Annotated in this window: 39 protein-coding genes; 35 read left to right on the top strand and 4 right to left on the bottom strand. The window is 51.4% G+C overall.

What is annotated here, in order from left to right:
- Nucleotides 1–439 precede the first annotated feature (439 nt).
- A complete protein-coding gene (locus HBA26_RS20205; RefSeq protein ID WP_166721004.1) occupies nucleotides 440–1,099 on the bottom strand; it encodes a S24 family peptidase in 660 nt (219 codons plus the stop codon).
- A 107-nt stretch (nucleotides 1,100–1,206) separates the two neighbouring features.
- Here HBA26_RS20205 and HBA26_RS20210 point away from each other — a divergent pair, with 107 nt between their 5' ends.
- The 17 genes from HBA26_RS20210 to HBA26_RS20285 all read left to right on the top strand — a co-directional run bounded on the left by HBA26_RS20210 (nucleotide 1,207) and on the right by HBA26_RS20285 (nucleotide 9,867).
- Entirely contained in the window at nucleotides 1,207–1,425 is a 219-nt protein-coding gene (locus HBA26_RS20210; RefSeq protein WP_166721005.1) for a helix-turn-helix transcriptional regulator, read from the top strand.
- An 87-nt stretch (nucleotides 1,426–1,512) separates the two neighbouring features.
- Nucleotides 1,513–2,055 (top strand): toxin YdaT domain-containing protein, encoded by a 543-nt coding sequence (locus HBA26_RS20215; RefSeq protein WP_166721006.1) that lies wholly within the window; start codon nucleotides 1,513–1,515, stop codon nucleotides 2,053–2,055.
- An 85-nt stretch (nucleotides 2,056–2,140) separates the two neighbouring features.
- Nucleotides 2,141–3,040, top strand: coding sequence for a replication protein (locus tag HBA26_RS20220; protein WP_166721007.1), 900 nt, complete (start codon nucleotides 2,141–2,143; stop codon nucleotides 3,038–3,040).
- Nucleotides 3,037–3,726 carry a replication protein P gene (locus tag HBA26_RS20225; RefSeq protein WP_166721008.1) on the top strand — a complete coding sequence of 230 codons (690 nt, stop codon included), beginning with the start codon at nucleotides 3,037–3,039 and terminating at the stop codon, nucleotides 3,724–3,726. Before HBA26_RS20220 ends, HBA26_RS20225 begins: the two co-directional genes overlap by 4 nt.
- 116 nt (nucleotides 3,727–3,842) lie before the next feature.
- Complete coding sequence (locus HBA26_RS20230; RefSeq protein ID WP_166721009.1) at nucleotides 3,843–4,271, top strand: hypothetical protein; 429 nt, start codon at nucleotides 3,843–3,845, stop codon at nucleotides 4,269–4,271.
- Nucleotides 4,268–4,735 carry a hypothetical protein gene (locus HBA26_RS20235; RefSeq protein ID WP_147301712.1) on the top strand — a complete coding sequence of 156 codons (468 nt, stop codon included), beginning with the start codon at nucleotides 4,268–4,270 and terminating at the stop codon, nucleotides 4,733–4,735. Before HBA26_RS20230 ends, HBA26_RS20235 begins: the two co-directional genes overlap by 4 nt.
- A 325-nt stretch (nucleotides 4,736–5,060) precedes the next feature.
- Complete coding sequence (locus tag HBA26_RS20240) at nucleotides 5,061–5,516, top strand: YbcN family protein (RefSeq protein WP_166721010.1); 456 nt, start codon at nucleotides 5,061–5,063, stop codon at nucleotides 5,514–5,516.
- Nucleotides 5,516–5,686, top strand: coding sequence for a NinE family protein (locus HBA26_RS20245; RefSeq protein ID WP_166721011.1), 171 nt, complete (start codon nucleotides 5,516–5,518; stop codon nucleotides 5,684–5,686). Before HBA26_RS20240 ends, HBA26_RS20245 begins: the two co-directional genes overlap by 1 nt.
- A complete protein-coding gene (locus HBA26_RS20250; protein ID WP_166721012.1) occupies nucleotides 5,679–5,969 on the top strand; it encodes a DUF1364 domain-containing protein in 291 nt (96 codons plus the stop codon). Before HBA26_RS20245 ends, HBA26_RS20250 begins: the two co-directional genes overlap by 8 nt.
- Nucleotides 5,966–6,328, top strand: coding sequence for a crossover junction endodeoxyribonuclease RusA (gene rusA, locus HBA26_RS20255; protein ID WP_166721013.1), 363 nt, complete (start codon nucleotides 5,966–5,968; stop codon nucleotides 6,326–6,328). The genes HBA26_RS20250 and rusA overlap by 4 nt, the downstream gene beginning before the upstream one ends.
- On the top strand, nucleotides 6,325–6,441 hold the full coding sequence (locus HBA26_RS22985) for a hypothetical protein (protein WP_243854852.1): 117 nt from the start codon (nucleotides 6,325–6,327) through the stop codon (nucleotides 6,439–6,441). The genes rusA and HBA26_RS22985 overlap by 4 nt, the downstream gene beginning before the upstream one ends.
- Nucleotides 6,438–7,127, top strand: coding sequence for a bacteriophage antitermination protein Q (locus HBA26_RS20260; protein ID WP_166721014.1), 690 nt, complete (start codon nucleotides 6,438–6,440; stop codon nucleotides 7,125–7,127). The genes HBA26_RS22985 and HBA26_RS20260 overlap by 4 nt, the downstream gene beginning before the upstream one ends.
- 86 nt (nucleotides 7,128–7,213) lie before the next feature.
- Nucleotides 7,214–7,621, top strand: coding sequence for a hypothetical protein (locus tag HBA26_RS20265; protein ID WP_166721015.1), 408 nt, complete (start codon nucleotides 7,214–7,216; stop codon nucleotides 7,619–7,621).
- A gap of 451 nt (nucleotides 7,622–8,072) precedes the next feature.
- Nucleotides 8,073–8,297 carry a class II holin family protein gene (locus tag HBA26_RS20270; protein ID WP_023622516.1) on the top strand — a complete coding sequence of 75 codons (225 nt, stop codon included), beginning with the start codon at nucleotides 8,073–8,075 and terminating at the stop codon, nucleotides 8,295–8,297.
- Nucleotides 8,275–8,769 (top strand): lysozyme, encoded by a 495-nt coding sequence (locus tag HBA26_RS20275; RefSeq protein WP_166721016.1) that lies wholly within the window; start codon nucleotides 8,275–8,277, stop codon nucleotides 8,767–8,769. The genes HBA26_RS20270 and HBA26_RS20275 overlap by 23 nt, the downstream gene beginning before the upstream one ends.
- Entirely contained in the window at nucleotides 8,766–9,143 is a 378-nt protein-coding gene (locus tag HBA26_RS20280; RefSeq protein ID WP_166721017.1) for a DUF2570 domain-containing protein, read from the top strand. Before HBA26_RS20275 ends, HBA26_RS20280 begins: the two co-directional genes overlap by 4 nt.
- A 208-nt stretch (nucleotides 9,144–9,351) precedes the next feature.
- Nucleotides 9,352–9,867, top strand: a complete 516-nt coding sequence (locus HBA26_RS20285) for a hypothetical protein (RefSeq protein WP_159125312.1) — start codon at nucleotides 9,352–9,354, stop codon at nucleotides 9,865–9,867.
- A gap of 92 nt (nucleotides 9,868–9,959) precedes the next feature.
- Here HBA26_RS20285 and HBA26_RS20290 read toward each other — a convergent pair whose 3' ends face one another.
- Entirely contained in the window at nucleotides 9,960–10,196 is a 237-nt protein-coding gene (locus HBA26_RS20290) for an ATP-dependent RNA helicase HrpA (protein ID WP_159125384.1), read from the bottom strand.
- A gap of 47 nt (nucleotides 10,197–10,243) precedes the next feature.
- Nucleotides 10,244–10,453: a DUF2158 domain-containing protein gene (locus HBA26_RS20295; protein WP_040027482.1), complete on the bottom strand. Its 210-nt coding sequence runs from the start codon at nucleotides 10,451–10,453 to the stop codon at nucleotides 10,244–10,246.
- 27 nt (nucleotides 10,454–10,480) lie between these two features.
- Between HBA26_RS20295 and HBA26_RS20300 the strand changes: the two genes are divergently transcribed.
- The 3 genes from HBA26_RS20300 (at nucleotide 10,481) to HBA26_RS20310 (ending at nucleotide 11,752) form a co-directional block, all read left to right on the top strand.
- Complete coding sequence (locus tag HBA26_RS20300) at nucleotides 10,481–10,951, top strand: terminase small subunit (RefSeq protein ID WP_236547257.1); 471 nt, start codon at nucleotides 10,481–10,483, stop codon at nucleotides 10,949–10,951.
- A gap of 216 nt (nucleotides 10,952–11,167) precedes the next feature.
- Entirely contained in the window at nucleotides 11,168–11,449 is a 282-nt protein-coding gene (locus HBA26_RS20305; RefSeq protein ID WP_166721018.1) for a hypothetical protein, read from the top strand.
- A 96-nt stretch (nucleotides 11,450–11,545) separates the two neighbouring features.
- Nucleotides 11,546–11,752, top strand: a complete 207-nt coding sequence (locus HBA26_RS20310; protein WP_159125310.1) for a hypothetical protein — start codon at nucleotides 11,546–11,548, stop codon at nucleotides 11,750–11,752.
- Nucleotides 11,753–11,841: 89 nt separating this feature from the next.
- On the opposite strand, the gene HBA26_RS20315 is transcribed toward HBA26_RS20310, so the two are convergent.
- The gene (locus HBA26_RS20315) at nucleotides 11,842–12,114 is read right to left on the bottom strand and encodes a hypothetical protein (protein ID WP_151406126.1); all 273 of its coding nucleotides are present in this window, start codon (nucleotides 12,112–12,114) and stop codon (nucleotides 11,842–11,844) included.
- Nucleotides 12,115–12,226: 112 nt separating this feature from the next.
- On the opposite strand from HBA26_RS20315, the gene HBA26_RS20320 reads away from it, so the two are divergent.
- The 15 genes from HBA26_RS20320 to HBA26_RS20390 form a co-directional block, all read left to right on the top strand.
- Nucleotides 12,227–13,210, top strand: a complete 984-nt coding sequence (locus HBA26_RS20320; RefSeq protein WP_166721019.1) for a terminase small subunit — start codon at nucleotides 12,227–12,229, stop codon at nucleotides 13,208–13,210.
- Nucleotides 13,188–14,495 carry a terminase family protein gene (locus tag HBA26_RS20325; protein ID WP_166721020.1) on the top strand — a complete coding sequence of 436 codons (1,308 nt, stop codon included), beginning with the start codon at nucleotides 13,188–13,190 and terminating at the stop codon, nucleotides 14,493–14,495. The genes HBA26_RS20320 and HBA26_RS20325 overlap by 23 nt, the downstream gene beginning before the upstream one ends.
- Nucleotide 14,496: 1 nt before the next feature.
- Nucleotides 14,497–15,885 carry a DUF4055 domain-containing protein gene (locus HBA26_RS20330; RefSeq protein ID WP_166721021.1) on the top strand — a complete coding sequence of 463 codons (1,389 nt, stop codon included), beginning with the start codon at nucleotides 14,497–14,499 and terminating at the stop codon, nucleotides 15,883–15,885.
- Nucleotide 15,886: 1 nt separating this feature from the next.
- On the top strand, nucleotides 15,887–16,984 hold the full coding sequence (locus HBA26_RS20335; protein ID WP_166721022.1) for a phage minor head protein: 1,098 nt from the start codon (nucleotides 15,887–15,889) through the stop codon (nucleotides 16,982–16,984).
- 80 nt (nucleotides 16,985–17,064) lie between these two features.
- Complete coding sequence (locus HBA26_RS20340) at nucleotides 17,065–17,835, top strand: hypothetical protein (protein ID WP_166721023.1); 771 nt, start codon at nucleotides 17,065–17,067, stop codon at nucleotides 17,833–17,835.
- Between the two features lie 11 nt (nucleotides 17,836–17,846).
- Nucleotides 17,847–18,800 (top strand): major capsid protein, encoded by a 954-nt coding sequence (locus HBA26_RS20345; protein WP_166721024.1) that lies wholly within the window; start codon nucleotides 17,847–17,849, stop codon nucleotides 18,798–18,800.
- 2 nt (nucleotides 18,801–18,802) lie between these two features.
- Nucleotides 18,803–19,081, top strand: a complete 279-nt coding sequence (locus HBA26_RS20350) for an Ig-like domain-containing protein (RefSeq protein ID WP_208298219.1) — start codon at nucleotides 18,803–18,805, stop codon at nucleotides 19,079–19,081.
- A gap of 36 nt (nucleotides 19,082–19,117) precedes the next feature.
- Nucleotides 19,118–19,600: a DnaT-like ssDNA-binding protein gene (locus tag HBA26_RS20355; protein WP_126296487.1), complete on the top strand. Its 483-nt coding sequence runs from the start codon at nucleotides 19,118–19,120 to the stop codon at nucleotides 19,598–19,600.
- A 1-nt stretch (nucleotide 19,601) separates the two neighbouring features.
- Nucleotides 19,602–19,952: a hypothetical protein gene (locus HBA26_RS20360; protein WP_126296488.1), complete on the top strand. Its 351-nt coding sequence runs from the start codon at nucleotides 19,602–19,604 to the stop codon at nucleotides 19,950–19,952.
- A gap of 1 nt (nucleotide 19,953) precedes the next feature.
- Nucleotides 19,954–20,538, top strand: coding sequence for a hypothetical protein (locus HBA26_RS20365; protein ID WP_126296489.1), 585 nt, complete (start codon nucleotides 19,954–19,956; stop codon nucleotides 20,536–20,538).
- Nucleotides 20,535–20,945 (top strand): DUF4128 domain-containing protein, encoded by a 411-nt coding sequence (locus HBA26_RS20370; RefSeq protein ID WP_118283752.1) that lies wholly within the window; start codon nucleotides 20,535–20,537, stop codon nucleotides 20,943–20,945. Before HBA26_RS20365 ends, HBA26_RS20370 begins: the two co-directional genes overlap by 4 nt.
- A gap of 69 nt (nucleotides 20,946–21,014) precedes the next feature.
- On the top strand, nucleotides 21,015–21,686 hold the full coding sequence (locus tag HBA26_RS20375) for a phage tail protein (RefSeq protein WP_126296490.1): 672 nt from the start codon (nucleotides 21,015–21,017) through the stop codon (nucleotides 21,684–21,686).
- A gap of 60 nt (nucleotides 21,687–21,746) precedes the next feature.
- Nucleotides 21,747–22,058 carry a phage tail assembly chaperone gene (locus HBA26_RS20380; RefSeq protein ID WP_094084361.1) on the top strand — a complete coding sequence of 104 codons (312 nt, stop codon included), beginning with the start codon at nucleotides 21,747–21,749 and terminating at the stop codon, nucleotides 22,056–22,058.
- Nucleotides 22,059–22,105: 47 nt separating this feature from the next.
- The gene (locus HBA26_RS20385; protein ID WP_046887758.1) at nucleotides 22,106–22,369 is read left to right on the top strand and encodes a DUF1799 domain-containing protein; all 264 of its coding nucleotides are present in this window, start codon (nucleotides 22,106–22,108) and stop codon (nucleotides 22,367–22,369) included.
- Nucleotides 22,366–23,071 (top strand): phage tail length tape measure family protein (locus HBA26_RS20390; RefSeq protein ID WP_208298218.1); only part of this gene is annotated, 706 nt, incomplete at its 3' end. The genes HBA26_RS20385 and HBA26_RS20390, both read left to right, overlap by 4 nt.

Genomic DNA, 23,071 nt, shown 5'->3' on the forward strand with positions numbered 1-23,071 from the left:
ATGTACAATTGCGCAGGCACTACATAAGCATCACATGCAAATAGCCCTTTCGGAGCGTTGCCATTGCACCACTGTGAGTTGATGTATCGCCCACCTTTTAAGGCTAGTTCTACGTATGTACGAACATCCCCCAGATCCACACGATGAAGTGCTAAAAAATCATTTGTCTTATGTGTAACAGAGTTTACTTGGCACCTTGCTAACTCCGCTAGGAGGTTAGGATACAGCGGGCCTCCCTCAATGATGCGCTCTTCGCCATCTCTCAAGGGCTCCTTTGGCGCACCAGTCTTATACCTACTACATATCTTTATTACCATTATGGTAAGTCCAGGGTGAAAATGTCAACAGGAAGAAGTCTCAAATATGTATGATAATGTTTGCATGGCATTCTGAAATTACTATTTAAATCAATAGTCTGTGCATTTTATTATTAGCACATTCAAACTAAACGCAACTTTGTCTCTACAGCAACCCCAATAATCCGGCAGTTACCATTAATCGGCACGAGTGGCCATTGAGGGTTAAGGCCCTTCAGGTACTTCTGCCCACCGTCGATCACCAACTTCTTAAACGTCGCCTCGTTAGAATCGGATAGCTTTGCTATTACCAGGCTGCCGTTGATCGCCTCCCGACCAGTATCGAAGAGGACAAAGGTTCCTTCAGGAATGCTCAAGCCAGCTGGCGCCGTCATTGAGTCACCATCCACCTGCAGCCAGAAAGCCTCACCCTGAACGTGAGCATCAGACTCAAGCCACAAGTCGATATCTTTCAGAGTGTATGGTTCAACAGCCTCACACCACGCGCCAGCCTGAACCTTGCTAAGAACAGGGTATTTTTCCCCTGAAGAATAAGGACCGGCATACTCGACGTCACCTTTAAGGCTCTCGTCAATAATTGTTCCATCTCTGCCCACAGAAAATGATGTTTTGCCGAGATATCTGAAGATTCTTGATATGTCGGCAATGCTCGGCTCTCTTCTGGCATTTAGCCAATGACTGACCGCACCCTTGGTTATACCCAGGTGTTCAGCCAGTTGTTCTTGGCCAATTCCTTTATCTCTCATCAGGCTTTTAGCCAGATCGTACCATTTCATAGTCATTCCAGAATGATACAACTTGTATACACGCTTTCGAGTCACATAATGTATATTTAACTTGCGAGCGACGAATACAATATGTATATTCAAATCAGTTTAGGAGGACATCCATGAGCAAGTTAAAAGAAATTCGCGTTCGTCTGGGATTAACCCAGAAGCAGATGGCGAGTGAGCTAGGACTGACAAAGGGGGCCGTCTGCCATTACGAGCAGGGTCGCCGAGGTCTCAGCGTCGATCAGTGTCGAGCCATTGTGGCCGCGCTGAACAAGCACGGCGCACAAGTCGGAATTGACGACGTATTCCCGCCAGTAAGCAAGACCGCCGCTTAACCCGGCACAGTTCTTTAACAATCAGGAACCTAATTTAACTGGCTGAGTTATCAGCCAATCAAAATCTATTTAGTTAAGGGAATGCAAATGCAATCACTTACGTATCAACACAATACCGGAATACACCCGGGAGCGTTGATAAACCGCGCTCAACTTAAGGCGGCGCCAGACCACGAAAAGATCCGCGATGCGGTCCGGGCATGGTCGTCGGCGCTGGACAATCAGGACGTCGTATCAGCGCTGATCATCAATGAATATCGGGAACAGGGCGGGACCGCCATCAGCTTCCCGGAGGACATTAGCCGGGCCCGCCAGAAGTTGTTCCGCTTTCTGGATAACCGTTTCGACTCTGAGCAGTACCGCGAAAACGTTCGCCAGCTGACACCAGCAATCATGTCTGTCCTGCCGCTGGAATACCGCAACCGCCTGGCTCCGCAGAACGACATGATTTCGTTGATCGCCTCTGCGATGAAAGAGTGTGCCGAAGCTAAGCAGGCCGTGCTGCTGGACGCTCCAGAGCATCAGAAGCTGAAAGAGGTGAGCGAGGGTATAGCGTCGCTGTTCCGCCTCATGCCGGAGCAGGTCGGGCCGCTGATGACGATGGTCACGTCGATGTTGGGGGTTATGTGAGAACTACAGAAATGGCGAAAGCTGCGGTGCTCGAACACCAACAGCTTTCTGGTGCAAATCGTTTGGACTCTTTGCAGGAGTAAGTATGTCAAACACCGGCAAAGTAATCAAATTCCCTGCGCAGCAACCGGCGCAGCAGGAGAATCGCATGGCCGATCTGGAAAATGGCTATCTTCGCCTTGCTAACCAGATTCAGGATGCCCTGTGTTTCGTAGAGCTTTCGGGGCGTGAGTTCCGCGTGCTGAATGCTATTGTTCGCCTGACGTATGGCTGGTCCAAAAAAGAGGACCGGATCACCAACAGCCTCATTGCAGATAAAACCAGACTGGCCGTTAAGCACGTTTCTGAAGCTGTGCTCAGCTTGGCTTATCGCAACATCATCAAGATGCGCAGAATCGGGCAGACACGTTACATCGGGATCAACACGCTTCTGGATAGCTGGGCTTACACAAAGCCAAAATGTGCAAAGTGCCCGGTTAGTTTCCCGGTCGCTGAAGTTGTAACGCAAGTTATTACCATCCCTGAAATCGGGGATAGCAAAATCACCTCTAAAACCATCCCTGAAAACGGGGATAACCATCCCCAAAAACAGGGAGAGGTATCCCTGGAAATAGGGAACACCAAAGACATTCTTCCAAAGACAAATATAAAACCTAATACCCCCTCTAATCCTCCAAGGGGGAAGGGCAAGTTTGATCCGCTCGGTGTTGACGTTCCTGACTGGCTAAACAAAACCGCCTGGCAGGAATGGGTTGCTTACCGCAAACAGTCTGGCAAGCCGATCAAAACTGAGCTGACCGTCACGAAGGCATTCAAGCTGCTGAAAGAGTGCCTGGAAGACGGACACAATCCGGCCGACGTGATCAACTCCAGTATTGCGAACGGTTACCAGGGACTTTTTAAGCCGAAGTTCGCTGTCAAACCAGCCTCCAAGACGGATCTGGATTTCAACAACACTGACTGGATCTATGGGGTGATGCCATGAAATCTCTTGCAGAACAGATGCGTAATCACGACCGCGAGCAGATGAGCCGCATAGCTCACAACCTGCCTGAGCAGTACGAAGAGCGCCCACGGCTTGAACAACTAGCGCTGATATTCAACAACCTTTTCAACGAGCTTCGCGTTGCATTCCCTGCAAGCATGGCTAACTTTCGCACCCAGGCTGACGTGAACGAATTCCGACGTCAGTGGCTCATGGCGTTTCAGGAGAACGGTATTTACTCCATGGACCAGGTTGAGGCCGGCATGCGTGTGGCGCGTAGCCAGGAGCGACCATTCCTGCCATCGCCGGGCCAGTTCGTCTCCTGGTGCAAACAGAGTGGCGGGGCGCTGGGCATCACCGTTGACCAGGTGATTGCCGAATACTGGGACTGGCGTAATCGCTCGTTCGAATTCACATCCAGCGAACAATTCCCCTGGTCGCAGCCGGTCATGTACCACATCTGCGTGGAACTTCGTCACCGCAGCACAGAGCGCCAGTTAACTCATGGTGAGCTTGCACGCGAGGCTGGCGATCTGCTGGACATGTGGGAGAAGCGCGTTACCGAGGGTAAGCCAGTGCCACCGGTACGCCGGGCAATTGCAGCACCGGCTGCCGAGCACGGGCCAACGCCGATCCAGATGCTTCAGGCGAAGTACAACCGCAACAAGTCGAACGGGATGGTATGAGTTTAAGTTACAACTAAATGTAAAGTTACTTTCAACATAATGTTCCTATATATGGTATTGATTAATAAATGAAAATATGCAAAATTAATTGTTTACTGTTCAAAGGAAAGTATAGCATGACACTTAAACTATCTGAATTAAGTAATGAAACAATTGCCACCCTTCTCACTGAGAATGATTTTAAGTTTGTTATTCAAAGTGATGGTGATATCAAAGTGGAAAATGATGAGCGCTTATATATCAAACTTGATAAAGATAAAACTTCTTTACGAATTTATGGTTGGGTAACATTCGATGATGGTGTAATGAATAAAGGAGGTCGTGCGAATTCAGTGGTCAATTTCTTGAATTTAGGAAGTAACACTGTAAGATATGCTACTTTGAAAGAGGATGATTTGTTTTTTGAGTATGGCATTCCTTTGGTTGGTGATGTTAGTGAATCATTTTTTGTTAATTTATTAAATCATATTGTTACGGTATCTAATAACTTGAAAGGAGTCTACGAGTTAACATCCAATAGATTAGATAGTATAGGTCTCAAATGAATATTGTATCTATTAAAAAACTATTGGATATATACTCACCAAGTATCACTGGTGGGTTGACCTCACTATCTGTATTTATTTACAGATCTTATAATGGTTCAAAGGACTATGAATATATAATACCCTTGATCTGTGGCGGGGTATGTACTATAGCGGCAATAATAATTGTTGAAATTATTAAAAGCAAAAAGATAAAATTGAAAGAAGAAGCAGTAGCTTCCCTGCTAAATGATGTTAAAGATAAGCATACCTTCTATTCGGCACAATTGAAAGAACATTCTGCGGGAAGCGAATTGTACGAAATATATAAGAACAAAATAATTGAGCTTATTGAAATTGAGGCAAGGCAAATAAAAGAAAAGTCAACAAGGGTATTGGACTTAGAAGAAGAGATAAAAACAGCTGATTCATTTATTAGCGATGGCATGGATAAATTAGGGGAAATTAACAATAAGAAATCTTAGATCTCATTGATTTCTTTTTGTTTGATAATTTTGGATGTGTTTGGAAATATGGGGGCAAGGTTTATTGTATTATTGGAGGGCCTTAAAGGAGTTTTATCTCCCCATAAAGAGTGTATATCATATCGACGCTCTAATCATGCTTTACTGTTTGATTTTCCATAATCAATCCTCCATAATTAAGTCATCGGAGCCTGAACAACTCCGGTGACTTCTGCGCATTTAAGGGGACTTAAATGCGACCACAATCTGAACTCCTCACCTTGTCACAGATGCTTAGCGGCACCTGCGATTTTCTGCATTCTGCGGTTTCCGTTAAGGAGGCCGTATGACTCTCCCAGTAGACGGCATCAAACTCCATCGCGGTAACTTCGCAGCCATAGGCCAGCAGATTCAGCCTTTGCTGGATGCCGGGCAATGCTTCCGCCTTCATGTTAAACCGTGGCGCGAGAAGCGCAGCCTGTCGCAGAACGCGCTAAGCCACATTTGGTACACGGAAATCAGCGATTACCTCATCACCCGCGGCAAGACATTCGCTACGCCTGAGTGGGTCAAAGACGCGATGAAGCACACCTATCTCGGCTACGAAAGCAAGGATCGAGTAGACGTCGTGTCCGGAGAGGTAACCACGGTCCAATCCCTCCGCCATACGTCAGAACTGGAAACCGGCGAGATGTACATTTTCCTGTGCAAAGTCGAAGCCTGGGCGATGAACATCGGCTGCCACCTGACTATTCCCCAAAGTTGCGAGTACCAGCAGCTGCGCGATAAGCAGGAGGCCTGATGTCTACTCCACTGTCCCGCGTCTTCACCAATGAAATCTTTCGCGTTCCGGCGCGCCGCAAGCGTAAGGCCTCGGTTAAGCCGTCCGACATCCCGACCTTCAGAGATTACACCGCCCGTCTGGTCGATGAGAAATGGCTGCGTCTCGCGGCAAGGAGGGCGCATGGCTAATTTATGCAAAGCGGCACGCGGCCGCGAATGTCAGGTGCGGATCCACGGCGTCTGCAACGGAAATGCTGAAACCTCAGTGCTGGCACATATCCGTATTGCTGGCCTCTGCGGTACCGGAATCAAGCCGCCTGACTTGATCGCCACCATCGCATGCAGCAGTTGCCACGACGAGATTGATCGCCGCACTCGTCTGGTCGATGCGGAATATGCAAAGGAGTGCGCGCTGGAAGGAATGGCTCGCACGCAGGTCATCTGGCTTAAAGAGGGGCTCGTAAAAGCATGAATGAATACCGCATCAGTCTCCCATGGCCGCCGAGTAACAACCGCTACTACCGACATAACCGCGGGCGCACGCACATCAGCGCAGAAGGGCAGGCGTACCGCGACAGTGTCGCCAGAATCATTAAAGAATCAATGCTGGATATTGGCCTGGCTACACCCGTGAAAATCCGTATTGAGTGCCATATGCCGGATCGCCGACGCCGCGACCTGGACAATCTGCAAAAGGCCGCGTTCGACGCCCTGACGAAATCCGGGTTCTGGCTCGATGACCAGCAGGTCGACTACTACAGCGTGAAGAGGATGCCAATCGTCAAAGGCGGCAGGCTTGAACTGACCATAACCGAACTGGAGGCCGAATGAACCAAAACGACTTCCTGCGGTACCAAGCAGAAAGCGTTAAGCGCGCCAACCTACCGCCAGTAGCAAAGCACAGCCAGACCAAAACCAACCAGCCACATAAGGAAGCCGCATGAACAGTCAGCAACTGGAATACGTACGTCAGCAGCTCATTGTGGCGACCGCAGATCTCAGCGGGGCTACGAAAGGGCAACTGGTAGCTTTCGCCGAGAACGCGCAGTTCACCGCGACGGCGCGCAGCCGGGGGCGGAAAAAGGTATTCGACAAGGATAAGCAGCGCATGGTCAACCCGGACGGCCCGCCAATGAGCGGAAGCCAGTCGCGCGCGAAGGGATCGTCAATCGCGCTGGTGGGCCCGGTTGAGTTCGTAACCGCATCCTGGCGCCGCGCTGTGCTGTCGCTGGAAGACCACCAGAAAGCATGGCTGCTGTGGAACTACAGCGAGAATATCCGCTTCGAGTACCAGGTGGCGATAACTCAGTGGGCGTGGGCAGAGTTTCAGGAACAGCTCGGCGCGAAGAAGGTGGCCGGCAAGACGCTGGAGCGTCTGAAGAAACTTATCTGGCTGGCGGCGCAGGACGTCAAAGCGGAGCTGGCGGGCAAGGATGTGTATCAGCACCAGGACCTGGCGGCTCTGTGTGGCGTTAAGCCTGATAACTGGTGCCATAACTACGCCGACTACTGGCGGGCTATGTGTGACATCTTTAAACGGCTTGATGGCGATTCCCTTCTTTGCGTCGTGAGAACACGATCACAACAAAAGGCGACTTTTTCGCAGCAGGGTATTGCAAAAATCAATTAAATAGCATACATTTCATGTAAATCAGATATTGTGCCAATGTTTTATGCAATGTCATGTAAAGCCTTTTAAGCCACTGGTTATAGCCGGTGGCTTTTGTTTTAATATTTGCCTTAATATCAAACTCTAAGGTTTTCCCAATGGGCACCAAAAGATATGAGATCTACATTCCTGAAGATTTTTCAGCTACAGAAGCAGAATTTAGGGATCTTATAAAGCAGCATGCACATTACTTTGAAGGTTATGTCATGGCTGATTACCGTGGCGATGCACGATATACCTATCAATCAGACAGCTTTGAGGTGACCGAAGTCTGGTATGAAAAAGGCGATAATGCAGGCTCTTTTGAGTTTGAGGTTGATGTTCAGTATTTCGAAGGCTGTAATGATAGGAATTATTTAGATCAAGAAGCAAGAACTGCAGAATTTTCTCTGGATAAATCTAAGAAGTGTCTAGTTTTTGAGTTGGATGAAACAATCTGGAATCCAGATAATTAACATGATGAATGCACTGAGGCCGCAGAGAAGCGGCCTTTTTTGTATCTGCACAACAGGAAAGAGCATTGGTCTGAAGGGCTCATAACCCAACCCACGCAGCAGCATGGAGTTGGCACGAAGTGCTCAGTGCTCTGTCCGTTGTGGTGTAACTCAATTCCCGCTTGCGGGTTAAATGGGTAGAGTAATGCATCAACTGGCATAGCCAGCAGGGCAGGCATGATGCTAATGCTGAACCTGAGTATCGGTTCGAGTCCGATCGCCACACACAGAACCCACTACCTGGGACCCTTCGGCCAGAGAGCCGACATTGCCTTACCCTCATCTTCCCGGCCTGTCGCCGGGTTTTTTATTCAGGCCGCAGACAATCAATTCCAGATGCCCCGTAGCTATCGTGTCTGACGGCCTTTCCCCACTACACGAACAGCACCCGCAAACAACGCGAGGTGAGAGCATGTATCGCATGGAAAAAATAACCACTGGTGCTGCCTATGGCGCTTCAGCCGGGAGCATCCTAAACGGCATGCTTAATGCCTACAGCCCCGAGCAGTGGAACGCTATCGGCGTGCTGGTGGGTATCATCATTGCCGTACTGACGTATCTGACAAATCTCTATTTCAAGATCCGCGAAGACAACCGCCGCAGCAGGAGCCGAGATGAACCCAACGTTGAGGAATAAGCTGGTGGGTGCCATTGTTGGCGGATCAGGGGCAATCACTATTGCTGCAGTAATGCTGGGCAATGCGGATGGCCTGGAAGGGCGTCGCTATTACGCATATCAGGATGTTGTCGGCGTCTGGACTGTTTGCGATGGGCACACCGGAGCGGACATTCGCCGCGGTCACCGCTACACCGACATAGAGTGCGACAACTTGCTGAAGGCGGATCTGCGAAAAGTGGCAAATTCCATCGACCCGCTGATCAAGGTTCGCATCCCTGAACCTACCCGTGCCGCGCTTTACTCCTTCGCCTATAACGTTGGCTCTGGTGCTTTCGCCAGTTCCACGCTGCTGAAGAGGCTGAACTCTGGTGATGTGCCTGGGGCATGCAAAGAACTGCAGCGCTGGACATATGCCGGTGGCAAGCAGTGGAAGGGGCTGATCACCCGACGCGAGATTGAACGTGAAGTCTGCGAGTGGGGCCAGAAATGAACCGATTAACAGCCATCATCTGCGCTGTCGTTATCTGCCTGCTGGTTTCGATGGCTTGGGCGATTAACCACTACCGCGATAACGCCATCACCTACAAAGACCAGCGCGATAAGGCGAAGGTCCGGGCAGACACATCGGAGGCGATCACCAGCAACGTGATCATCACGATGAACCTCATCCGTGACATCTCACAGGCTACCCAGAATGCAAAGAACGAACTGGCAAAAAAAGGCGAGACGCGCATTGTCTACATCAGGCAGGAGCTTGAAGGCGATCCGTGCGCTAACCAGCCTGTTCCTTCTGCCGCTGCTGACAGCCTGCGGGAATACGCAGACAGTTTACGTTCCAGCCCCAGTGGTGCCGATAAGCGCTGACCTGACAGCAGACACGCCAATCCCCGGAATGGTGGCTCCGTTCACGTGGCAGGCAAGTCTGGAGTTAAACGCTCAGCTCTATACAGCGCTGGGGCAGTGCAATCTGGATAAGGCGGCGATAAGGAAATTTGAGGTGTCGAGAAGCGAACTGAATACAAAATAATGTATCATGCTCCACGTCATCATGAAATTATCAATGGAGCTGTGCATGAGCCTCTGGCCTGCTGTGATTGGTGCGTTAAGTGCATTATGCGGTGCTTTTTTAGCTAACAAATTTGCTGATCAGCGCTGGGAAAAACAAATCTCCTATGAGAAGGAAAAGGAAAAAAACAAGGTAATGAGGGAAAAGGGGGAGGAGCTCCATTCTCTGATTTCAAGGTGGCAAAAATACATAGGGATTTATCAACTTAATCAGTTGTTTGTTCTCAGGGGGAAAATAACTGAGGCTCAGCGTCAAGATTTACAGGCAAAGGAGCCGCTTGAGTCCGGATTGCATGATAGGTTAGAAACTATACTTTTTATTTACTTTCCAGAATTAGAAAAAAATCTATCAAAAATCAAAGAATTTCTGGAAAGCGGGAATACTACTTACCTAAAAACAATGAAAGGGAATCTGAAGCCTGAGCATGCATATAAAGAAATTGACGCATGTGCAATGAAAGTGCAGGAAACCTTTCAGAGTACCAATGCTGCCATCAGAGATAGGCTAAAACAAACATTGTGAATCATTGCCGCCTCCGGGCGGTTTTTTATTGCCATCATCATGGGCTTACTCACCGTAATGGCAGAAGAAGGGCGAGGTTATCGCCCTAAACGTTAGCCGCGAGCTTCGCGTCCAGGTTCATCTTCATTTACGCGATAGCGCCAGTAACGCTCTGGTTTTACCCAAACCACTTTGTCACCGCTTACTTTGCGGAACTGGTTAATGACAGGTGTAGATAACACCAAATTACCATCAGCATTTTCTTTCAGAAGCTGCTCATTATCGAGTTTGACTAAATAATCAACTACGTCTTGCTGATATAGGCAATCTTCATTTTTCAATTGCGCCATCATCCAGTTCGTCACGTCAGTAAAGGATAACTTCGGTGCGTTTGGGTTTACGGCTTTGGGTTGGTTGCAGTCAGTGAGTCCTCTGGAAATCTTGCTCTTTCTTGCTTTCTCCCCGCAAACCACTGGCACCAGTAATCGCCAGTAAATTCATTATAGGAGTTAATGATTGGCTCCTGAACGGCCATCGCCGGGCCAGCTGAAACTAAATAAACAATATCACCGGTCTTAAATTTTGGCGTGCGCTGACTTTTTGACATAAAGCTTCCTTATTAAATGAGAGATACATGGCACTCACCGATAAACAAGAAATGTTTTGTCGAGAGTACCTCATCGATTTGAATGCCACGCAAGCGGCTATTCGGGCGGGGTACAGCGCTAAGACTGCTAACCGCACCGCATCCGAAAACCTGTCAAAACCTGACATCCAGTCCAGAATTGCCGAACTTAAAGCGCAACGCAATGATCTGGTTGGCATAAATGCGACATACGTCCTGAATCGTCTCGTTGAGATTGATCAGATGGACGTACTGGACATTCTGACCTCGACCGGTGAGCTTAAGCCGGTGTCTCAGTGGCCTAAGGTCTGGAGGACAACGTTATCCTGGCTGGATGTCGTCGAGATGTCAGCCGAGGGAAATACCGCTCAATTGCTCAAAAAGATTATGCGGTTTGGTATGGGGAAGGAATTTGATTCGCTCGAGAAGTGGCGGTACAGAAGTAGCAGAGGGCCACGAGAAGAAACGAGAGAAAACTAGACTGTTAACCATATGCCTGGCGACGATGTTGATTGTCAGCTGCGGGACAACTTGACCCGTAAAGGTTTAGGTAGTGGACACGGCTTGCGACTGGGTTAAGCCCATATACGGAACGGATCACGACTGGGATGTACTGGACAGGCAGACAAAGAAAGACATCCTGGCGCATAACAAAGCGTGGCAGGCGAACTGCCAGAAACCAACTGAGAAAAAACTATGAGCGAAGCTAAACCGCCGGACGGCACCATCGTTAAAGGCTATCGAACCTTAACTCCGGGTGATATTGAGCGCATGAATCGCCTGAAGGGTGTCAGCCGACACTTTTGTAATTTACTTGATACAGAACGTGAGCATGTCAATGACGAATTACCTGCTTCCGGCAACCACTCAGCTGAAGCACACGTAGCTGACCGCTGCCTTGCCATTGCGCGCACCAAAATCCAAGAAGCCTGCATGTGGGCATGTCGTGCCGTAGCGCGCCCAAACGCTGACTGTTAACCATTATGCCTACACTTCTTTGAAAGACTCTTATTACCCTTTATATGGATGAATCATAGGTGTATTCTGACATAACCTTTATATAATGGAGGATTTATGATTCATAACTATTTCAAAAGTAGTGACGCGCGGGTAAGTGATGCAGAACATTCTCGAATGGTTGCGACTGCTGCGGCTTTAGAAATTATAAAAGCAGCTGTTTCTGCACCGACTAATTCAAAAAATGTTTCTTACGACCTTGAAGAGGCGATAAAACTGCTTCCAAAGCTAACTGACGCCATTCAAAAGACGATCGGTAAGTGATTATGCTGTTTTAAAAGTCAGGCCGCGTTTGCGGCCTTTTTTATTGTCATCGCAATGGGCAGACTCATCGTAATGAGATTAGATTTGGGTTACTCGTTAGGTTCTATCCGGGCATGAACATGCACAGCGTTTTCGTACTGTACTATCTCAGGTTTGTAGGCTTGGTAAACTTTATCGTCGATTTCCCAATCTCCATCAGGTGCTCTGAATGCCACACGGTCACCGTTTTCATTTACCATCACAAGGTAACCTTCGGAGTTAACAGGCTCGTCCCCTTTCAAACCATTGGCAACATAGAATTCTGTTCCTCCGTGTTTGATTGATGCGTTAAATGCAGTGTCTTTTATTCCATCAATTTTCATATGCTCTCCGGGTGCCGCTATACATCGAAAAGTAAGTATTTTTTCGCAGCGAGCAGCTTGCTGATTCCTAACCACACTATCGCTTTATTTTAAAAAATAGCCAGAGGATCTTATGGCAAAACCGGACTGGGGCGAGCTTCAGCAACGGTTCCTGTCCGATCATGCCGAAACCGGCGTATCACCGAAGGAGTGGTGTGAAGCGCAGGGACTGAACTACGCGACCGCGCGCCGATATATAAAAAAGCCTTCTGCGCAAAAACCTGCGCAGAAAAAAATGCGCACTGCGCAGAAAGATAAAAGCGCAAATGAGCTGGTGGATGATGATGTACTTACCGCTCAGCAGCGCATATTTGTCGCGGAGTACCTGAAGGACAACAACGCCACCGCTGCCGCTGCACGTGCTGGTTATAGTGACCCAAACTACGGGCGTCAGCTAATAGCGAATCCTAACGTTGCGCAGGCTATTGCGCAGCAGCAAAAAGCCTCAATTGCTCGCACGCTTGGCCGTGCCGATGAAATCCTTGCGCAGATGTGGCAGCTCGCTACCTTCGATGCAAATCAGCTTTCGCAGTATCGCCGCGGAGCGTGTCGTTACTGCTGGGGCTTCGGTCACCATTACCAGTGGCGCGATGCAGTTGAGTTTGACGAAGAGACGTCGAAGGTCGAGGGTAGAGAAGGATCGCGACTGCCAGAAGACACTGGCGGTTACGGCTACGACCACAACCGAGAGCCAAACCCAGAATGCCCGCGCTGCAACGGCGATGGCATCGGCCAGCCTTATTTCCCTGACACACGCAAACTCCCGACAGTCTCACGGCTCGCTTACTCCGGTGTGAAGGTCGGCAAAAATGGCGTCGAGATAACCGCAATCAGCCGTGAGCGCATGTTCGAAGCAGTGATGAAACGGCTTGGCCTGGCTGATAGCGAATTCGCGCAGCGCCTGCAGCAGATTGAAATCGAACGCCGGCAACTGGAGGTCGAGAAACTCCGTAAAGAGCTGGCCGGTGATGGTGAGGACGATGAACCGACCCCAGTGCAGATCAATATCAACGTAGTGGATGCGAGGGCAGACGATGGGGATCAGCCCGACACTTAACATTCCTCAGGCGCGCTTCCTCGCGATGCAGCACAAATTCAAAGCCTATGTTGCCGGGTTCGGTTCTGGTAAGACGTGGGTGGGTTGTGGCGGCATCTGTAAGGGGATGTGGGAGCACCCTAAAATCAACCAGGGTTATTTCGCGCCGACGTACCCGCAGATTCGTGACATCTTCTACCCGACCATTGAAGAGGTGGCTTTTAACTGGGGCTTGAACGTCAAAATCAACGAGGGGAACAAAGAGGTTCACTTCTACGAGGGGCGACGGTTCCGCGGGACCACAATCTGCCGCTCGATGGAGAAGCCCGGCTCGATCGTCGGCTTCAAAATCGGTAATGCGATGGTGGATGAACTGGACGTCATGGCTGCTGCCAAAGCGCAGCAGGCCTGGCGAAAAATCATCGCCCGTATGCGTTACAAAGTCGACGGGTTGCGTAACGGCATCGATGTAACGACTACGCCGGAGGGCTTTAAGTTCGTCTACCAGCAGTTTGTGAAGGCTGTGCGTGAAAAGCCGGAGCTTGCGGCCCTGTATGGACTGATTCAGGCCAGCACGTTCGACAACGCGAAGAACCTGCCCCCGGATTACATCCCGTCGCTGCTAAGTTCTTATCCTGATGAACTGATTCAGGCATACCTGCGCGGGAAGTTCACCAACCTCAACAGCGGGACCATTTACCACACCTTTAACCGTAAGCTGAACAACTGTTCTGACGAGATTCAGGATGGGGATCCGCTGTTTATCGGTATGGACTTCAACGTTGGAAAAATGGCCGCGATTGTTCACGTAAAGCGTAATGGCCTGCCGCGCGCTGTTCGTGAGCTGGTGAAGGTCTACGACACGCCGGCGATGATTAAGCGCATTCAGGAAGAGTTCTGGCGCTATGAGGATGGTCGTTACGTTAAAAGCCGTGAGATTTACATCTATCCGGATGCCTCTGGCGACTCACGCAAATCGCAGAACGCCAGCAAGACCGATATTGCTCAACTCAACGATGCCGGATTCAGCGTCATTGTGGATGATGCTAACCCGCCGGTTAAAGACCGCATCAACTCGATGAATGCCATGTTCTGTAACGCCAACGGCGAGCGCCGCTATCTGGTGAACGTCCAGAACTGCCCGGTTTATACCGAAAGCCTCGAGCAGCAAATCTGGGCGGCAAATGGCGAACCGGACAAATCAGCAGATAACGATCACCCCAATGATGCTGGTGGGTACTTCATCGTGAAGGATTACCCGATCGTGAAACCGGCATACTCAATCACCATGGACACCACTTTCTGATATGGCAAACGACGACATCACCTGGGTTCGACCAGAACACCGGGCGGCTTCTGCTGCCTGGAAGAAATATCGTGATTTCTGTAAAGGAGTTGAGGCGGTAAAAGCCGCGGGCAATAAGTACCTGCCTTATCTCGACCCAACCGATAAATCATCGCGCAACCGTAAGCGCAATGAGGACTATCTGAGCCGCGCGGTATTCTATGCCATTGCCGCTAATACGAAGATCGGCATGCTTGGTATGGCGTATCGGAAGGACCCCACCTTCAGCGGTCCGGAAAAGCTGAAATACCTGCTGGACAATGCTGACGGGGCCGGTACCAGTATTTACCAGCAGTCGCAGCTGGTAACCGAGAACGTGCTGGAGGTTGCGCGAGAGGGCATTTACGTAGATTACGCTGCAGAGTCCGACGAAGCGATTATCCTCCGCTATCAGGCAGAGAACATCATCAACTGGCGCACAAAGCGTATTAATGGACGCGATCAGCTGGTGCTGGTGATTTTGCGTGAGTGTGTGGAAGAGCCGGACGGTTTCGCTTATAAGGACGAGATCCAGTACCGCGAGCTGGTGCTGGAAGAGGGTAAATTTATCTGTCGGGTCTGGCGCCGGACTGGTGGTAGCGAAAGCGGAGCCTATTCCGTCAGCAGCGAATATCAACCGAAGCCGAAAGGAAAGGACTACTGGGGCGAAATCCCGTTCACCTTTGTCGGCGCCCAGAACAACGACCCTACTATCGATGACTCTCCGCTGGCCGCGCTGGTGGAAATTAACCACGGCCATTACCGCAACAGTGCTGACTATGAGGACAGCGTGTGGTTCTGCGGACAGGTTCAGCCGTATATAACCGGGCTTGATACCAACTGGCGCGACTATCTTGAAAAAAATGGCATCAAAATAGGTTCCCGCTCACCATTACTGCTTCCCAAAGAAGGCTCGTTTGGCTATGCCCAGGCGCAGCCGAACATGCTGGCGAAAGAGGCCATGGACAGCAAGCGTGACTACATGGTGCAGCTTGGCGCGCGGCTGATTGAGCAGAACGCCACAGCGAAGACGGCAACGCAGGCAAGCGGTGAACAGAGCGCATCAACTTCTGTGCTGGGTATCTGCGTTTCAAACGTATCAGAGGCCTATACGCTGGCGCTGGGCTGGTGCGCAAAATATCTGGGAATTAAAGGCGATGAGCCAGCCTACACCATCAACCAGGAATTCATCGCGAAGGTTGCTGAGTCGGGCATGGTGACGGCAATCGTCAATGCCTGGCAGTCGGGTGCGCTGCGCGATAGCGATATGATTCGCGCGCTGCAGAAGCTCGATCTCATTGACCCGGCAGACAGCCCGGACGAGGTTATTGATGCGCTTCGCAATCAGGCACCCACGTTGACCGGAGGCTGATATGGCCACCATTAACGAAAGCCTGCGCGATGAGTCGATCGCACATTCCGTCTGGTTAAGTCGCTACGCCACTGGTGTGGCAAATCGGATGGTGAAGTTGCTTAACGAGACGGACGCGGATCTGTCAGCCCGCCTGCTCGATGCGCTGGACAGATTGCCTCCTGAGAGCTTCACCGTTAACCGTCTGGAGAGTTTACTGGGCAGCGTGCGCGAACTTAACCATCAAGCCGTAGCGTCCATGCAGGCAGGGCTCGAAAATGAGCTGGTGGCGCTGGCAAAGAACGAAGCCAGTTATCAGCTGAGCCTGTTCGATTCCCTTCTGCCATCACAGGTCCTGTCTCACTATCCGTTGCAGGGCATCACCGCCGATATGGTGTATGCCGCGGCGATGGCGCAACCCTTTCAGGGGCGGCTGCTGAGTGAGTGGGCGGAGAATCTGGAATCGGACAGGCTGGCGCGTATCGTGAACGCCGTCCGCAGGGGTTATCTTGCTGGCGACACGGTAGAAACTATAGCGCGCAATGTTCGTGGCCATGCCTACAAAGACTATCGCGACGGGGCGCTGCAGATGAGCAGGGCAAACGCCGCCAGCATCGCTAAAACAGCCGTAAATCATCTGGCTGCCACAGCACGCAACAGCTTCACCAGTGCCAACAGCGATATCGTGAAAGGCAAACAGTGGCTGTCTACGCTGGACAATAAAACCAGCCACGACTGCATTATTCGTGACCTGCTGCGCTATACCCTGGATAACAAACCGGTCGGGCATAAGGTGCCTTACCTACAGGGACCCGGGAAAATTCATTTTTGCTGTCGTTCTACTGAAACCCTGATCCTCAAGTCGTGGCGCGAACTTGGCATCGATATCGGCGAGATGGACGAGGGGACTCGAGCTAGCATGGATGGACAGGTACCGGGGAAAACTTCGTATCTGGAATGGCTCGCGCGCCAGCCAGCACAACGCCAGGATCAGGTTCTGGGGGCCGAGCGTGGCCGTCTGTTCCGCGCGGGTGAAATCAACATGGCTGATATGTTTACTGACAAAGGCGAATGGATATACTTGGAACGTCTTAAGCAGCTCTCAGGCACAGACAACTAACAACCACATCTTACTTCACGCCCTGGTATCCGCCGGGGCTTTTTTATGGGCGAGGCCCGGCAAAATCCCGAGGGGAAAATATGTTAATTCGAAACATGCTTCTGAAATTCTATGCACCAGAAAGCGGCGGAGAGGGCAGCGGTGGCGGTGGTATCGAAATCACCCCTGAAATCCAGAAGCTTATTGATGAGCGTGTGACCAGCGAAGTCACTGGTCTGAAATCAAAAAACTCAGAACTGCTGGGCACTATCAAGCAACAAAAAGAAAACCTGTCTCGCTTTGATGGTATCGATCCTGATGCAGTGCGCGGGATCCTCCAGCGTTTTTCCGACGACGAAGAGGCAAAGCTGATTGCCGCCGGAAAAATCGATGAGGTGCTCGATAAGCGCACCGAGCGTCTGCGTGCTGACGTCGATAAGCAAATCAAAGCCGCAAATGAACGCGCGGACAAAGCCGAAGCGTTCTCCAACAAATTCCGGGATCGAGTTCTGGGCGATGCAATCCGTGCAGCAGCCTCAAAAGCTGGCGCGCTGCCGGAAGCATCCGACGATCTGATTCTGCGTGCCAAAGGCACATTCCAGCTCAACGACGAAGGCGAGGCCGTAGCAGTTGATGCAAATGGCGATGTTCTGTTCGGTAAAGACGGCAAAACCCCACTAATCCCGCTTGAGTGGGCGGAGTCTCTTAAGGAGACGGCTCCGCATCTGTTCCCACGCGCAGAAGGCACCGGCGCGGGCGGACACAAACCAAACGGCGGTGGCAGCCTGAAACGTTCCGAAATGAGCGCCAGCGACAAAGCGGACTACATCCGCAAGCATGGCCAGCAGGCCTTCCTCAAACTTCCGAAATAAGGGATTAACCCATGTCTACCACTGTTAATAGTGACCTGATTATTTATGACGATCTGGCGCAGACCGCTTTCCTCGAGCGCCGCCAGGACAACCTGGCAATTTTCAACGCGTCCTCCAACGGTGCGATCCTGCTGGATAACGAGCTGATTGAAGGCGATTTCCGCAAGCGAGCTTTCTACAAAGTGGGCGGCTCTATTGAATCGCGTGACGTTAACTCCACCGAAAAGGTGACGGGTAAGAAGATTGGCGCCGGTGAAGCCGTATCCGTCAAAGCACCGTGGAAATACGGTCCATACGAAACTACTGAAGAAGCGTTTAAACGCCGTGGCCGCTCCGTTGATGAATTCTCCGAAGTGATCGGCGTTGATGTCGCAGATGCCACGCTGGAAGGCTACGTGAAATATGGCCTGAAGGCGCTAACGGCTGCTATTGGCGCCAACGCGGATATGGTGGTCACTGCCGACATTGAGACCGACGGTAAGAAGACCCTGACACGTGGCCTGCGTAAGTACGGCGACAAGTTCAACCGTGTCGTGCTCTTCGTTATGCACTCCGCTACCTACTTCGACATCGTGGATGAGGCGATCGCCAACAAAATCTATGAAGAAGCGGGAGTGGTGGTTTACGGTGGGCAGCCAGGCACGCTGGGTAAACCTGTGCTGGTGACCGACACCATGGACGCTGATGCGATCCTTGGGCTGGTAGCTGGTGCGGTTACCGTCACCGAGTCTCAGGCGCCGGGCTTCCGTTCCTACGATATCAACGATCAGGAAAACCTTGCGGTTGGCTATCGCGCTGAAGGCGTGGTGAACGTTGATCTGCTGGGCTACAGCTGGGATACCGCCAAAGGTGATAACCCTGACCTGACCGCCATCGGCACTCCGGGCAACTGGAAGAAGCATTTCACTAGCAATAAATCTACGGCTGGCGTGCTGATTAAACTGGAATCTGCTGTGGGGGAGTAACGCTGTCAGCGGATAAAACCTCCGCAACTGCTGACAGCACAGACGCGGTAACTGTTTCTCTGAAGTACACGCTGAATGGCTCCGGTGTATCCGGTAAAACCGTCGCGTGGACGTCCACAGGTGGCACGCTTAGCACGGCCAGTTCTCAAACAGGCTCTGCTGGTGGTGCAACGGTGAAACTCACATCAGACGTTGCTGGCACCTTCACGGTAACCGGCACGGTTGAAGGAGTGGCGAAAACCACTGAAGAGATCACCTTCACTGCTCCTTCCGGGGAATAACGAATGGGGCGAAAGCCCCATAAACAGGATGATTCGATGGTCAATACCGATATCACCTCTCCTGATGCCAACAGCTACGCCAGTGAAGAGGATCTTGCCTCATTTGCGGAAATACGCGGCATTGAACTGCCTGACAAGCTCACACCTTTGTTGATTAAGGCCATGGATTACCTGGAGGGGCTGGACTGGGTTGGCTCAAAAACAGACCCACGCCAGCCGCTGGCATGGCCACGCGTGAATGTCGTTCTAGATGAACATGATTTCCCGCCGGATGAAGTTCCACGGCAGGTTATAACCGCGCAGTGCATGCTGGCGGTAGAGGCAATCGACGGCGATTTACTCTCCAGCGTGCGCGAAGCCGCTGTGAAAACTGAACGTGTGGAAGGTGCTGTAACCATGACCTATGCGGTCGCAGATGGTGAAGTCTTCACGCCGTCCTATCCTGCCGTGATGGCGCTGCTGGGCGACCTGGCTGGTGGTCGTGGTTACGCCATCAATGCATTTGCTGAGAGGGCCTGATATGGCGATTGATTACCAACGTATGCAGGTCAGAACGACCCGCATGCTCAGGCAGAACGGCGCTACGTACAACGTCACCCGAAAAGGCTCGGTTACGGTTATCGGCGGCGTTGAGCATAAGACTGATGATGTCCATTTTTTTGCTGTCGGGGTAAAAACCGAATATGAGCCTGGCGAAATAGACGGAACGGTCATCGTTAACGGTGATGTTCGGATCGTCTTTACGGCAGAGCAGGAAATCAAAATCGGCGATTTAGTTGACGTTGATGGCACCATGCATCGTGTAGTGAAACCGAACCCGGCAAAACCTGCTGCACTGGTGCTCTGCTACAAAGCGCAACTGAGGGCATAACATGGGCGAGAACGCGGCGTTCCTGGCTGAAATCACGGCGTTCGTTAATAAGGCGAAAACGAATCAGGAAGCAGTGGTGCGCGCCGTCGGAATCAAAATTCTTAACCAGTTGGTGGTGATGTCCCCAGTGGGCAACCCGGAGTTGTGGGAAGTTAACCAGACAGCCGTTTCCTATAATCGAGCTGTTTACGACCACAACGAGGCGCAACGGGCGAACCCCGACAACCTGACCAAAACCGGGCGACTGAAGAAAAAAGCCCGGGTGGTGGATGGGATGGATGTCAAAGCACCGCCGGGATATACGGGCGGACGCTTTCGCGGTAACTGGCAGATATCGTTTGATGCTCCGACAACTGATGAAACAGGGCGAATAGACAAGACCGGCGATCTGACAAAAGCGGCCGGGAACTACACGCTGTCGCTCTTCAAAGTCGGGATGAAGGCCATTTATTTCTGCAACAACGTGCCCTATGCCTACGCGCTTGAAATGGGGCATTCCACACAGGCTCCGGGCGGCATGGTCCGCATAACTGCAGCTGAGTTTCAACGCTTCTTTGAGGAAGCTGTCAGGGAGGTAACTAAGTGATTCCTGATATTGCATCTGCACTGGCCGCCAGACTGGGTATCTGGGCCGATGCTGAGGGCATTTCGGTTGCATGGGAGAACGTGCCGTTTACACCTACTGCTAACGAGATGTACCTGGCCGTTCACGATATGCCCGTTACGCCGCGAACAATCGATCTCGGCTTGCGCTGCCGGACTTATTCTGGCGTGTACCAGATTAATGTCGTGGCGCCAGCCGGCTCCGGCCGTACCTCCGTCGTTGCCCTGGCGGGCAGAGTAGCGGAATTGTTCCCCGAGGGGCTGGAAATTGCAGGCAAAGACTTTACATGCTGGATTAGCAGCGCGCCTGGCATATTCCGCGGTGTCCATACACCAGTGTCCTACTCCGTTCCTGTCAGCCTGAATTATCGGGCAGACATTACCAACTGATTCCCTCTGTGATGTCCCACAACAGACCGGCCTTGAGCCGGTTTTCCCGTTTCTAAAGGAGTAACCATTATGGGCTTTGCATTGCCTAACGGCGCTCATGTCTATCTGGCATCGGGCTACGGCCCGGCCATTACTTTCACCGGCGCGACGAATGCTAAGCACGCAGTGATCACCGTTAGCGCCGCAGACGATATCGCGGTCGGTGATATCGTTCACGTGAACTGCAACTGGTCGGGTATTGATAACGTTATCGCGAAAATCGACGCGATTGCGGAGAATGCTGTCACTCTTCGCAACATCAACACCACAAACACAAACAAATACGCGGCGGGCGGCGGTTCCGGCTCTATTCGCAAAATTGAAGAATGGACCGAGCTGCCACAAATCACTGAAGTATCGAAATCTGGTGGCGATCAGAACACCACGCAGATTCAGTTCCTCAGCGATGATCGCCAGCGCAACCTGAATACCTATAAATCCGCTGTCTCTCAGACTTACTCGATTGCTCACGACTCAACTCTCCCGGTTTATCCGCTGCTGCGCCAGCTGGACGAAGACGAAGAGACTGTGGCTGCGTATATGTACGTGCCGAAGGCGAAGGAGAACCGTTACTGGGCGGCCACGGCATCTTTTGACGACACGCCGACCACGGCGGTTAACGAGGTCGAAACGGTAAGCGTCGTGCTGAACCTGCAATCGCCAGCGATGACGTTCTACAAAATCACAGGCGCCCCGGCATAAGTCAGGCATAACGACAACCTTAGCCTCCGCCATGGAGGCTTTTTTCACTAAGAGGCAACGATGGCGACTAAATTCACCCTTCATCCCAAACCAACTTTTAAGGCCAACGTATCGATCCCGCGCGCCGGCGATGAGGATGGCGTGCTGACCTTCACGTTTAATCATAAGCCACTCAAAGAGCTGGCTGATCTGGAAAAACTGGAAGGCAAAACCGCCACTGATTTTCTGATGGAAATTATTTCTGGCTGGGCACTCCCCGATACATTCAACGCGGAAAATCTTTCGGTGCTGCTGGAAAACTATCCGGCTGCAATGAAGGCTATCCCTGAAACCTACTATCGCGAACTGATGGGGCAGCGCGAAAAAAACTGATAGCGGTTGCCTCTGCATTCTATACGCCTGAACCCACAGCGGCAGACCTGGCGCCCTATGGGCTTTCGCCGGATGACTACGACGATCAATACATCGACGTCTGGCCAGATGTATGGCCTTCATTCCTGGTGTTTCAGGCTGTCAGTACGCAGTGGCGCACGGGCATGGGTGGTGCATCAGGGCTTGATTACAACGTGCTGCCCTGGGTAATGCGTCTGCACCACGTCGAGGACGAGGCAACCGCACTTTCGGACATCCGAATCATGGAGAGCGCCGCACTAAAAGTTATGCATAAAGAGAGGGCGGAATGAGTAACGATATCGCCACGATTTCCCTGCGCGTAAATACCACTGAGCTGGAGCGCGGTAACCAGGCACTGGATCGTTTTCAGGAGACCGCGACCGCCGCTGCAGGTAAAGCGGATGACCTGAATAGTACGTTCCGCACCGGTATCGATAACCAGAAGAAAAACAGCGAAAGCCTGAAGCAACAGCGCCAGGAGCTGCAGAACCTGCTGAATAAAATCAGCCCGGTCAACAAGGCGCTGGATGAACTGGACACGATCCAGGAGAGCCTGGCGAAGTTTCGCGGTAAAGGGCTGATAGGGGATGAAGACTTTACTCGCTACAACAGCGTGCTTGAGACGACCCGAGCTAAACTGGCACAGGTAATGGAGTCTGAAACCGCAGAGGGGCGGGCTCGCATTGAACAGGCTCAGGCAGCGCAGCGGGCAGCTGCGGCGGGCAAAACCTTTATCGACTCGCTGGAGGAGCAGGTCACAGCAATCGGAAAAACACGCGCAGAACTGTTAGAACTAAAAGCTGCCCAACTCGGCGTATCCGATCGTGCTGCACCAATGATCGCAAAGCTGAAAGAGCAGGAGGAAGCGTGGAAATCTGGGGCTATCAGCGCGGGCCAATATCGCAATGCTATGCGTTATCTCCCGATGCAAATGACCGATATTGTGACTTCACTGGCTTCCGGTATGCCGATTTATATGGTTGCTATTCAGC

The organism is Enterobacter sp. 725m/11 (assembly GCF_011683705.1).
Taxonomy (GTDB): domain Bacteria; phylum Pseudomonadota; class Gammaproteobacteria; order Enterobacterales; family Enterobacteriaceae; genus Enterobacter; species Enterobacter bugandensis.